The sequence below is a fragment of the Pseudomonas sivasensis genome (genome assembly GCF_052938085.1).
Window position 1 is genome coordinate 1,669,125 of record NZ_CP176442.1, and the last position, 11,739, is coordinate 1,680,863.

9 protein-coding genes are annotated in these 11,739 nt (G+C 60.1%); all 9 read left to right on the forward strand.

Annotation, left to right across the window (positions count from 1 at the left end; translation table 11 throughout):
- The first annotated feature begins 229 nt into the window (after positions 1 to 229).
- The 9 genes from ACKZ62_RS07865 to ACKZ62_RS07905 all read left to right on the forward strand — a co-directional run bounded on the left by ACKZ62_RS07865 (position 230) and on the right by ACKZ62_RS07905 (position 11,715).
- Positions 230 to 1,792, forward strand: a complete 1,563-nt coding sequence (locus tag ACKZ62_RS07865; protein ID WP_032887849.1) for a sigma-54-dependent phenylalanine hydroxylase transcriptional regulator PhhR — start codon at positions 230 to 232, stop codon at positions 1,790 to 1,792.
- Positions 1,793 to 2,064: 272 nt separating this feature from the next.
- Entirely contained in the window at positions 2,065 to 2,805 is a 741-nt protein-coding gene (locus ACKZ62_RS07870; RefSeq protein ID WP_032887850.1) for a flagellar basal body rod protein FlgF, read from the forward strand.
- A gap of 62 nt (positions 2,806 to 2,867) precedes the next feature.
- On the forward strand, positions 2,868 to 3,653 hold the full coding sequence (flgG, locus tag ACKZ62_RS07875; RefSeq protein ID WP_032887852.1) for a flagellar basal-body rod protein FlgG: 786 nt from the start codon (positions 2,868 to 2,870) through the stop codon (positions 3,651 to 3,653).
- A 54-nt stretch (positions 3,654 to 3,707) separates the two neighbouring features.
- Positions 3,708 to 4,403: a flagellar basal body L-ring protein FlgH gene (flgH, locus tag ACKZ62_RS07880; protein WP_032887854.1), complete on the forward strand. Its 696-nt coding sequence runs from the start codon at positions 3,708 to 3,710 to the stop codon at positions 4,401 to 4,403.
- A gap of 27 nt (positions 4,404 to 4,430) precedes the next feature.
- Positions 4,431 to 5,519 (forward strand): flagellar basal body P-ring protein FlgI, encoded by a 1,089-nt coding sequence (locus ACKZ62_RS07885; protein WP_081797739.1) that lies wholly within the window; start codon positions 4,431 to 4,433, stop codon positions 5,517 to 5,519.
- 10 nt (positions 5,520 to 5,529) lie between these two features.
- Positions 5,530 to 6,795 (forward strand): flagellar assembly peptidoglycan hydrolase FlgJ, encoded by a 1,266-nt coding sequence (gene flgJ / locus ACKZ62_RS07890; protein ID WP_032887857.1) that lies wholly within the window; start codon positions 5,530 to 5,532, stop codon positions 6,793 to 6,795.
- Positions 6,796 to 6,805: 10 nt separating this feature from the next.
- Positions 6,806 to 8,854: a flagellar hook-associated protein FlgK gene (gene flgK / locus ACKZ62_RS07895; RefSeq protein WP_099603014.1), complete on the forward strand. Its 2,049-nt coding sequence runs from the start codon at positions 6,806 to 6,808 to the stop codon at positions 8,852 to 8,854.
- A 14-nt stretch (positions 8,855 to 8,868) separates the two neighbouring features.
- Complete coding sequence (locus tag ACKZ62_RS07900) at positions 8,869 to 10,509, forward strand: flagellar hook-associated protein 3 (RefSeq protein WP_099603015.1); 1,641 nt, start codon at positions 8,869 to 8,871, stop codon at positions 10,507 to 10,509.
- Positions 10,510 to 10,785: 276 nt separating this feature from the next.
- Positions 10,786 to 11,715: a ketoacyl-ACP synthase III gene (locus tag ACKZ62_RS07905; RefSeq protein WP_032887863.1), complete on the forward strand. Its 930-nt coding sequence runs from the start codon at positions 10,786 to 10,788 to the stop codon at positions 11,713 to 11,715.
- The last annotated feature ends 24 nt before the right edge of the window (positions 11,716 to 11,739 follow it).

Below are 11,739 nucleotides of genomic sequence, written 5' to 3' on the forward strand. Positions count from 1 at the left end.
TTATGTCCTGCGATGAACCTATTGATAACCCGCGCGGAGCAGGATTCCATCTGTCTGTGAGCGGATCTTGTAGGAAAAAATACCGATTTTCGTAAAGTAATCGTTACGCTCGTGTGGTTCATCGCGCCGTTGGGCTGTGAAAAGCACACAAGCTGTCACATAATCTTGACGACTATCTGCGCCCAGCGACAAAAAGACGCGGCGCCTACCCACTTTTTCGGGCCCTTTCATGCGTATCAAAGTGCACTGCCAAAACCGCATCGGCATATTGCGGGACATTCTCAATCTGTTGGTGGAGTACGGCGTCAATGTCGCCAAGGGCGAGGTCGGTGGTGAGCATGGCAATGCCATTTACCTGTTTTGTCCGAACCTGGTGAACATGCAGTTCCAGGCATTACGTCCGCAGTTCGAAGCCATTGCCGGGGTGTTTGGCGTGAAAAGGGTAGGGCTGATGCCCAGCGAGCGCCGGCACATGGAGCTCAATGCCTTGCTCGGTGCGTTGGAGTTTCCAGTGCTGTCCATCGACATGGGCGGCTCCATTGTCGCCGCCAACCGCGCGGCGGCGCAGTTGCTCGGGGTGCGCGTGGACGAAGTGCCGGGCATTCCGCTGTCGCGCTACGCCGAGGACTTCGACTTGCCGGAACTGGTGCGAGCGAGCAAGTCGCGGATCAATGGTCTGCGGGTCAAGGTCAAGGGTGACGTGTTCCTGGCGGACATAGCGCCACTGCAATCCTCCGAGCACGACGACAGCGAGGCCATGGCTGGCGCCGTGCTGACCCTGCATCGCGCCGACCGCGTGGGCGAGCGCATCTACAACGTGCGCAAGCAGGAACTGCGCGGCTTTGACAGCATCTTCCAAAGCTCCAAAGTCATGGCGGCGGTGGTACGTGAAGCCCGGCGCATGGCGCCGTTGGACGCACCGCTATTAATAGAAGGCGAAACCGGCACTGGCAAAGAATTGCTGGCCCGCGCCTGCCACCTGGCCAGCCCCCGTGGGCAATCGCCGCTGATGGCGCTCAATTGTGCTGGTCTGCCGGAGTCGATGGCTGAGACCGAGTTGTTTGGCTATGGCCCCGGCGCGTTCGAAGGCGCGCGGGCCGAAGGCAAGCTCGGGCTGCTGGAGCTGACGGCGGGCGGTACGTTGTTTCTCGATGGCGTGGGGGAAATGAGTGCGCGCTTGCAGGTGAAATTGCTGCGCTTCCTGCAGGATGGTTGCTTCCGTCGCGTGGGCAGTGATGAGGAGGTGTACTTGGATGTGCGGGTGATCTGCGCAACCCAGGTGGATTTGTCCGAACTCTGCGCCCGTGGCGAATTCCGCCAGGACCTTTATCACCGCCTCAACGTGCTGTCGTTGCACATCCCACCACTGCGCGAATGCCTTGATGGGCTGGGGCCGTTGGTTGACCACTTTCTTGACCAGGCCAGCCGTCAGATCGGCTGCCCACTGCCCAAGCTGGCGCCGGCGGCGATGGAGCGACTCAGTCACTACCACTGGCCGGGCAATGTGCGGCAGTTGGAAAACGTGCTGTTCCAGGCCGTGTCGTTGTGCGAGGGCGGGACGGTCAAGGCCGAGCATATTCGCTTGCCGGATTATGGCGTGCGTCAGCCGCTTGGCGATTTTTCCCTGGAGGGTGGGTTGGAGGCGATCGTCGGACGGTTCGAGAAGGCGGTGCTGGAGAGCCTGTATGCCGAGCATCCGAGCAGCCGGCAGTTGGGCAAGCGGCTGGGGGTATCGCACACCACCATCGCCAATAAGTTGCGCGATTACGAAATTCTGAAGGCTGATAAATAACCTGTGTGGTTGGGGGGCTGCTTCGCAGCCCGGCGCGGGGCAAGCCCGCTCACCACAGCAAGCTCGCTCTCACATTTGATCTGCGTCGTTGCCGTAAGCGGCAGTAGTCCGCCGTTTTTTCGACTATCCCCAGTCCTTCAAATCCTGCTGACTCAACGCAAACCCCCGTACTGCCTGGGTTTTCCCCTTTTTTTAAAAGTTGGTTCGCAAATTGCTTAAGCCTCATCAGTACAGCGGTGGGCGGCAAGCCTGCGTCAGAAAGAGGAAAGAATGTGGACAAGTACCTTTATGTGGCAATGACCGGCGCCAGCCAGAATGCTCTGGCGCAGAAGGCCCATGCCAACAACTTGGCGAACATTTCCACCAACGGCTTTCAACGTGACCTGGAACAGGCGCGTTCGATGCCGGTGTTCGGTGACAGCTTTCCGGCGCGGGCGTTTGCCCTGACCGAACGTCCAGCCACCGACTTCACCCCCGGCGCGATGATCGAAACCGGTCGTGATCTGGACGTGGCGGTCAACGGCGACGGTTGGATGGCGGTGCAAACTCCGGATGGCAGCGAAGCCTATGTGCGCAGCGCCAGCATGAACGTCGATGCGTTGGGCGTGCTGCGCGCCGGTAACGGCATGCCGATCATGGGCAACGGTGGCCCGATTGCCGTGCCACCCCAGCAGAAGATCGAAGTCGGTTCCGACGGCACCATCAGCATCCGCGCCATGGGCGAAGGCCCACGGGTGATGGCTGAAGTGGACCGGATCAAGCTGGTCCAGCCCGACCTGAAGAATATGAATAAAGGCCTCGATGGCACCATTCACACCAAAGATGGCCAGCCGGCCGTGGCCGATGCGAGTGTCAAGCTGACCTCGGGTTTCCTGCAGGCAAGCAACGTCAATGCCGTGGAAGAAATGACGGCAGTGCTGGCGCTTTCCAAGCAGTTCGAGCTGCACATCAAGATGATGAACAGCGCCAAAGAAGACGACCAGGCCATGACTCGCGTCATGCAGATGAGCTGATCAGCGCTCACTCACTAATTTGCTAAACGGCGCCAACAAACAGGCGCACGAAGGAGAACACCATGCTTCCGGCTCTATGGGTTGCCAAAACAGGTCTGTCCGCCCAGGACACCAACCTGACCACCATTTCCAACAACTTGGCCAACGTGTCGACCACGGGCTTCAAACGTGACCGCGCCGAGTTCCAGGACTTGCTCTATCAGATCAAGCGCCAGCCAGGCGCCCAGTCGACCCAGGACAGCGAATTGCCGTCGGGTCTGCAATTGGGTACCGGTGTGCAAATCGTCGGCACCCAGAAGAACTTCAACGCCGGTAACCTGCAGCAAACCGGCCAGCCGCTCGACATGGCTATCAACGGCAAGGGCTTCTTCCAGATCCTGCAACCGGATGGGACCACTTCGTACACCCGTGACGGCACGTTTCACCTGGACGCCAATGGCCAGATCGTGACGGCCAACGGTTTCGCCCTGGAACCGGCCATCGTCGTGCCGAACAACGCCCAGACCTTCACCGTCGGCAACGACGGCACCGTGTCCATCACCGTGGCCGGTAACCCGGCATCGCAAGTGATCGGCAACCTGCAAACCGCCGACTTCATCAACCCGGCTGGCCTGCAGGCCATGGGTAATAACCTTTTCCTGGAAACCGCCTCCAGCGGCGCGCCGCAAATCGGCACCCCTGGCCTGAACGGTTTCGGCACCACGCTGCAAAGCACCCTGGAAACCTCCAACGTGAGCACCGTTGAAGAGATGGTCAACATGATCACCACTCAGCGCGCCTACGAGATGAACTCCAAGGTGATTTCCACCGCCGACCAGATGCTCTCGTTCGTAACGCAGAATCTGTAATCAAGTCTATGGGGCGCTCTTGAAGGGCGCCTGCAACACCGTGAGGTATGGGTCATGAATCGCTATGTTTCCGTTTTGGCATTGAGTGGGATTGCCGTGCTCGCGGGCTGTGTCGCCCCGACGCCCAAACCCAATGACCCGTACTACGCGCCGGTGTTGCCGCGCACGCCGTTGCCGGCGGCGGCCAACAATGGCTCGATCTACCAGGCGGGTTTCGAACAGAACCTGTACAGCGACCGCAAGGCGTTCCGGGTTGGTGACATCATCACCATCACCCTGAACGAGCGGACCCAGGCCAGCAAGAACGCCAACTCGCAGATCGGCAAGACCAGCAAGGCCAGCATTGGCCTGTCCTCGCTGTTCGGCGGTGTGCCGAACACCAATAACCCATTGGGCAGCGGTGACCTGAGCCTCGATGCCGGCTACAGCGGCGACCGTGCTACCAACGGCAAGAGTGCGGCGGCGCAAGGCAACACACTGACCGGTTCGATCACCGTGACCGTGGCCGACGTGTTGCCCAACGGCATCATCGCTGTACGCGGTGAAAAGTGGATGACCCTCAATACCGGTGATGAACTGGTGCGCATCGCCGGCATGGTCCGTGCCGATGACATCGCCACCGACAACACCGTGCCGTCGACACGGATTGCCGATGCACGCATTACCTACTCGGGTACGGGTTCGTTTGCTGATGCGAGTCAGCCGGGTTGGTTCGACCGTTTCTTCCTTAGCCCGCTGTTCCCTTTCTAGGTGGCCACTTTGAAACTCAAACAGCTGATGGCTGCCGCACTCCTGCTTTCGTTAAGCGCTGTCGCCCAGGCCGAGCGCCTGAAAGACATTGCGAGCATCTCCGGCGTGCGTTCCAACCAGTTGATCGGTTACGGCCTGGTAGTGGGGCTCAACGGCACGGGTGACCAGACCACCCAGACCCCGTTCACTCTGCAGACCTTCAACAATATGCTCTCGCAGTTCGGCATCAAGGTGCCGGCGGGCTCGGGCAACGTGCAGCTCAAGAACGTCGCGGCCGTGTCTATCAGTGCCGACTTGCCGGCGTTCTCCAAGCCGGGTCAGGTGGTGGACATCACCGTGGCTTCCATCGGTAACTCGAAAAGCCTGCGCGGCGGCACGCTGCTGATGACGCCGCTCAAAGGTATCGACGGTAACGTCTATGCCATCGCCCAGGGCAACCTGGTGGTGGGTGGGTTTGACGCCGAAGGTCGTGACGGTTCGAAGATTACCGTCAACGTGCCATCGGCCGGTCGTATTCCTGGCGGCGCCACGGTGGAACGTACCGTGCCCAGTGGTTTCAACCAAGGCAACAGCCTGACCCTGAACCTCAACCGTTCCGACTTCACCACCGCCAAGCGCGTGGTCGACAAGATCAACGACATGCTCGGCCCTGGCGTGGCCCAGGCCATCGACGGCGGCTCGATCCGTGTAACTGCGCCGCTGGACCCAAGCCAGCGTGTGGATTACCTGTCGATCCTGGAAAACCTTGAAGTCGACCCAGGCCAGGCGGTGGCCAAAGTCATCATCAACTCGCGCACCGGCACCATCGTGATCGGCCAGAACGTCAAGGTGTCGCCGGCAGCGGTGACCCACGGCAGCCTGACCGTGACCATCACCGAAGACCCGATCGTCAGCCAGCCTGGGCCGTTGTCCAATGGCCAGACGGCAGTAGTGCCGCGCTCGCGGGTCAATGCTCAGCAGGAAGCCAAGCCGATGTTCAAGTTCGGCCCCGGCACCACGTTGGATGAGATTGTCCGCGCGGTGAACCAGGTGGGCGCTGCGCCAGGCGACTTGATGGCAATTCTTGAAGCCCTGAAACAGGCCGGCGCCTTGCAAGCCGACCTGATCGTAATCTGAGGCCGTGGCCATGGATATGCGCAAGAGCGGGATCAGCAGCACGGCGGACTCGGGGTCTTACTCCGACTTGAACCGGCTTAACCAGCTCAAGGTCGGCGACGACAAGAACAGCGAAGGCAATATGCGCAAGGTGGCGCAGGAGTTCGAGTCGCTGTTCTTGAGCGAGATGCTCAAGTCGATGCGCTCGGCCACCGAGGCCCTGGGCAAAGACAACCCGATGAACACGCCTGCGGCCAAGCAATATCAGGAGATGTACGACCAGCAACTGGCGGTGTCGTTGTCCCGTGAGGGCGGTGGTATCGGCCTCGCCGACGTGCTGATGCGCCAGATGCAGAAGAACAAACCGGTGGACGCCGCTGCGGCCACTTTGCAGGGCCCGGCAGCCGCTGAACCGGTTAAGAAAGTCGACGTGCCGACGGAAATTGCCGCCGGCACCCAGGCTCAGGGTCCGCTGGGTCGATCCAATGGCCAGCGTCCGTTGTGGGCCTACCGCGTGGCAGAGCCCCAGGCCGGTGCCGCTGCTGCCCATAGCAACGATATGGAGCTGATGAACCAGCGCCGGATCGCCTTGCCAAGCAAGCTGACCGATCGCCTGCTCGCCGGCATCGTTCCGAGCACCCAAGTGGCGACCGAAGCCAAGGCCGCGCCGCTGCGTAACAGTGCCTCCGATGACAACGTCGTCAACAGCACCGCTCGCAGTTTTGCGGTGCCCAGCGACCGTATGCAGATCTACAGCCGCGCCGTGGCCCAGCCGCCGCTGGCACCGGCGAAGAAAGCGTTCAGTTCGCAGGACGAATTCGTCGCCACCATGTTGCCGATGGCCAAGGCGGCTGCGGCGCGCATTGGTATTGATCCGAAGTACCTGGTGGCCCAGGCCGCCCTGGAAACCGGTTGGGGCAAATCGGTGATGCGCGCCGAAGATGGCAGCAGCAGTCACAACCTGTTCGGCATCAAGGCCGGCCAGAGTTGGCAGGGCGGTCAGGCGCGTGCGATCACCAGCGAGTTTCGCGATGGCGCGATGGTCAAGGAAACGGCGCAGTTCCGTTCCTACGACTCCTACCAGGACAGCTTCCACGACCTGGTGACATTGCTGCAAAGCAATGATCGCTATAAAGAAGTTGTGAAGTCGGCCGACAACCCGGAACAGTTTGTGCGCGAGTTGCAAAAAGCCGGTTACGCCACCGATCCGGCCTACGCCAGCAAGATTTCGCAGATCGCAAAAACGATGAACAGTTATCAGAATTACGCTGCCGCGGGCGCGACCACTCATTTATAAGGTCTGAACCATGAGTTTGCTCAATATCGGGATGTCGGGGCTTAACGCCGCTCAAGGATCGTTGTCGGTCTTGAGTAACAACATCGCCAACGCCAATACCGCGGGCTATTCGCGTCAGCAGACCACCCAGAGCGCGAACGCGTCGAATCAGTACGGCGGCGTGTTCATCGGCAGCGGCACCACCCTGGCCGACGTGCGCCGGGTCTACAACGAATACCTGGACACCGCTTACCAGAACAGCACCTCGCTCAACAGCGATGCCAAGGCTTACCTGGACCAGATCAGTGCGGTCGACAAGACCCTGTCAGACAAGACCACCGGCATGTCCGCCGTGCTCAGCTCGTTCTTCGCGGCGGTGCAGACCGCCTCGGCCAGTCCGAACGATGCTTCGGCCCGTCAGATCCTGCTTACGAACGCCCAGACCCTGACCAACCGGTTCAACACCATCTCCAGCCAGTTGAGCCAGCAGAAAGAGACCATCAACAGCCAGTTGACCTCGATGAGCGATCAGGTCAACCAACTGACGTCGTCGATTGCGTCCCTCAACAAGCAGATCGCCCAGGTACAGGGTTCGTCGAACACCTCCCCGGCTAACCTGCTGGACTCCCGTGCCGAGGCTGTACGCTCGCTCAATGAGCTGATCGGCGTGACCGCCACGGAAAAGAACGGCGTGTTCAGCCTCAGCACCGGCAGTGGCCAGTCCCTGGTGCTGGGCGATCAGTCCAGCAGCATTTCCGCGGTGCCGAGCAAGAGCGACACCAGCCAGTACACGATCCAGCTCAATGCGCCGGGCGGTACCGCCCTGGACTTGGGCAACGTGATCAGTGGCGGCAGCATCGGTGGCCTGCTGCGTTATCGCAGCGATGCGCTGATGCCGGCAATCAATGACTTGGGCCGTATCGCGATTGTCACTGCCGATGCGCTCAACAGCCAGTTGGGCCAAGGCCTGGACCTCAATGGCGAGTTCGGCGCCTCGATGTTCACCGACATCAATAACGCAGCCTCCGTTGCCCTGCGTAGCCAGGCGGCCCAAGGCAACCTGGGCGACGGCGCCCTGGGCGTGACGATCAAAGACAGCAGCCAGTTGACCAACTTTGATTACAAGGTCAGCTTCAACGATGGGACCAATCTCAACAAGGTGACGGTCCTGCGATCCGACGGCAAGGCTATGGGCACTTATGACCTGAGTGCCACGCCGCCGCCGGTTATCGACGGTTTCACCCTGGCGGTCCAGAGCGGCGCAGTGCAGGCGGGTGACAGCTTCAAGGTCAGCCCGACCGCCAACGGCGCCAAGGAAATCGGCACCGTGCTCAGCGATCCGAGCAAGATTGCCTTTGCCGCGCCGTTGCAGGGCGAGGCGGGTAAAACCAACCAGGGCACCGGCACCTTTACGCCGCCGACCCTCACAGTGCCTCTGGATATCCAGGGTGGCGCCGACACCGCGCAATTGCGTACTGGCATTGAGCACTCGATGCCGGTGACGATGGTCTTTGGTAAGCCCGCGGCCGATGGCACTCAGGCTTACACCCTCAGCAACGCCCAGGGTGATCCGATCGGCTCCGGCACTATCATTCCAGGCCAGGCCAACAAGATCAGCATCAGCGTGCCGATGCGCGATGCCGGCGGTGTCTTGTTGTCGCCAGCCAAGAGCTTCAGCTTCGACACCACGGTGGGCGGTTCGCCAGCGAACGGCGACAGCACCTCCTTCTCGTTCAATGCCTCCGGCAAGTCCGACAACCGTAACGCCCAGGCTCTGCTCAACCTGCAGACCAAGTCAACCGTAGGCCTCGCGGCCGATGGCAGTGGCGGCACCAGCCTGGTGGGGGCCAACAGCAAGTTGGTCTCGACCGTCGGCGCCAAGGCCGCAGCGGCCACCACAGACACCACAGCGACCAACGCGCTGTTGACGGCCAACAAGAACGCACGCAACTCCGTATCCCAGGTCAACCTGGATGAAGAAGCGGGTGACATGATCAAGTTCCAGCAGTACTACACAGCGTCGTCGCAGATCATCAAGGCTGCGCAAGAAACCTTCAGCACGCTGATCAATAGTCTTTAAGGGAGTCTGGGACGATGCGCATTTCTACACAGCAGTATTTCGACACCAGTGCCAGCAAGTATCAGAACAATTATTCAGGTGTGGTGCAGGCCCAGCAGCAGGCCAGCTCCGGCGTGCGTGTGCAGACCGCCGCCGATGATCCGGTGGCTGCCCAGCGCTTGCTGATGCTGCAACAGCAGAAAGATATGCTGTCGCAGTACAGCGGCAATATCACCAGTATTCAGAACAAGCTGACTAACGAAGAAAGCATCCTGGATGCGATCAACACCACGATCCAGGCCGGCAGCCAACTGGCGCTGCGTGCCGGTGGCGTGACCAGTGATGCTGACCGCAAGTCCATTTCGGTTGAGGTGGGCGCGCTTGAGGATCAACTGTTGGGCTTGCTCAACAGCAAGGACTCGGCCGGCAACTATCTGTTCTCAGGCTCCAAGACCGACACGCCGCCGTACTCGCGCAACAACGATGGTACTTACAGCTATCAGGGCGACGAGAACGAGCTGAGCCTGCAGGTATCCGAGACCCTGACGGTTCGCACCGGCGACACCGGCAAGACCATCCTGGAAGGGGCGGTCAATACCAGTCGCACCCAGTCCAATTACCTCGCGCCTGCCACTGCGCCGGTGGCGCCTGCGATTTCGCCGCCGCTGGTCGACGACCACAAGGTCGCCTTATCGAGCGGCCTTGTGACTTCGGGTTCCGACTACACCCGGCAGTTTGCCGACGGCCAGCCGTACAAACTGACGTTCACCAGTAGCACCCAGTACGTCATTACCGACAAAGACAACAACGACATTACTTCGCAGGTTGCCGGTAACGGGACGTTCGACTCCACCAAGGAAGGCAGCGCCAGCGTCAACCTGCGTGGCGTCAAGTTCGATATCACGGTAGACCTGACCGACCTTGCCACGGGGCCTGATGCCGATGCGCTGGTCAAGGGGCGTGAGTTCAGCCTCAGCGCCAAGCCTGACGGGTTCAACATCGCTCGAACCCCGAGCAACACTTCCAGCGCGCAATTGACCAATGCCAGCGTCAGCAGTGCGGCCAACTATTCGAGCACGTTTCCTAACAGCGGCGTATTGATCAAGTTCGACGACACCGACCCGACGGCCTACAAGGTCTATGCCCAGCCGTATACCGCCGGCAGCAAACCGATCGTGGACAATGGCGTCATCACTCCCGGCACCGGCACCCCGCCAGGCCCGAGCACCATCACGGCGGCAGGCGTTACCTTCGAACTGAGTGGCACGCCGAACGTTGGCGACCAGTTTTCGGTGGGCAACACCACCCAGAAAACCCAGAACGCCCTCGATACCCTGGGCCAACTGCGTATGGCTCTGGAGCAACCGGCAGACGGCATTCCGGGCGCGCGGGTCAAACTTCAGGACGCCTTGAATGCCGCCGTCAGTAACCTGACCAGCTCGGCCGACCAAGTGGACAACGTACGTGGCTCCATCGGTGCGCGTGAGAATGCGTTGACGGTGCAGGCCAGCGCAAACACTAGCATCAGCTTGGCCAACACCACGACCATGAGTGCATTGGCCAACGTCGACATGGGTGAGGCGGCGATCAACCTGACGCTGCAGCAAACCATGCTCGAAGCCTCGCAGCTGGCGTTCGTGAAAGTCTCGCAGTTGAGCCTGTTCAACAAGATGTAAGTGGCGCCAAGTCAAGCGGCCCGCTCTGGAAACAGGGCGGGCCGTTGTCGTTTCTGGGGTTAAATTGTTGAAACGTTTTGCATAAAGCGCACAAAATTGAGTGACCTGTGAGTCATAAAGCGCATCTTCACTGTATCGTGTGAAAAGGATAAGTCGTCACAGGGTCCTTGCGGGGCGGCTTTCAGCGAGATTTTTATGGGGTTATCCCCTTTATTGTCAGCACTCCGGGCGCAGTCCTCGGGGTGTTCTCCAGCTATTTAGTATTGGGAAGCCACAATGATTGGCATAAAAAGCATCGCCAGTTACGTGCCGGCAGACGGGATCGATAACTACGCCCAGGGTGCCAAATTCGCCAAGGATGAAGAATTCATCATTGGCAAGATCGGTTCTGCGTTCCTGCCGCGCAAGGAAGCCGCGCAGGAAACCTCCGATCTGTGTGTCGAGGCGGTTAACGCTTTGTTTGCCAACAACCCGGATCTGAAGCGCGAATCGATTGATGCGCTGATCGTCGTCACCCAGAACGGTGATGAAGAGGGTTTGCCCCACACCGCCGCGATCGTCCAGGACAAACTGGGCTTGCCGACGCATGTGGCGGCCTTTGATATTTCCCTGGGCTGCTCCGGCTACGTCTACGGTATCTACGCGATGAAGGGCTTCATGGAAGCCACTGGCCTGAAAAACGGCCTGCTGATCACCGCCGACCCGTATTCGAAGATCGTCGACCCGGAAGACCGTAACACCACCATGCTGTTCGGCGACGCCGCTACCGCCACCTGGATGGGTGAAGACGCGCCGTGGTTGCTGGGCAAGTCCAAATTCGGCACCGACGGTTCCGGCGCACCGCACTTGAAGGTCAGTGATGGCGTGTTCTTCATGAACGGTCGCCAGGTCTTCAACTTCGCCTTGCTCAAGGTGCCGGCGCATTTGCACGAACTGCTCAACGAGTCGGACCTCAAGGCTGATGAGATCGACGCGTTCTGTATTCATCAGGGCAGTGCGGCCATCGTTGATGCCGTGGCACGCCGTTTTGAAGATGCCCCGGTGGACAAGTTCATCAAGGACATGGTCGAGACCGGCAACACCGTGTCGTCGAGCATTCCACTGCTGCTGGAAAAGCATGTGATGGACGCCAAGTGGAAGCGCGTGGCAATCAGCGGTTTTGGTGTGGGTCTGTCGTGGGGTTCGGCGATTCTGTATCGCCCGTGACGCTTTAATAGGCTGCATAAAAAA

Bases quoted from the DNA above. Each gene is read 5' to 3' on its own strand.
- ACKZ62_RS07865 (WP_032887849.1), top strand. From the start codon at position 230: ATGCGTATCAAAGTGCACTGCCAAAACCGCATCGGCATATTGCGGGAC.
- flgG (WP_032887852.1), top strand. From the start codon at position 2,868: ATGCTTCCGGCTCTATGGGTTGCCAAAACAGGTCTGTCCGCCCAGGAC.
- flgH (WP_032887854.1), top strand. From the start codon at position 3,708: ATGAATCGCTATGTTTCCGTTTTGGCATTGAGTGGGATTGCCGTGCTC.
- ACKZ62_RS07885 (WP_081797739.1), top strand. From the start codon at position 4,431: ATGGCTGCCGCACTCCTGCTTTCGTTAAGCGCTGTCGCCCAGGCCGAG.
- flgJ (WP_032887857.1), top strand. From the start codon at position 5,530: ATGGATATGCGCAAGAGCGGGATCAGCAGCACGGCGGACTCGGGGTCT.
- flgK (WP_099603014.1), top strand. From the start codon at position 6,806: ATGAGTTTGCTCAATATCGGGATGTCGGGGCTTAACGCCGCTCAAGGA.
- ACKZ62_RS07900 (WP_099603015.1), top strand. From the start codon at position 8,869: ATGCGCATTTCTACACAGCAGTATTTCGACACCAGTGCCAGCAAGTAT.
- ACKZ62_RS07905 (WP_032887863.1), top strand. From the start codon at position 10,786: ATGATTGGCATAAAAAGCATCGCCAGTTACGTGCCGGCAGACGGGATC.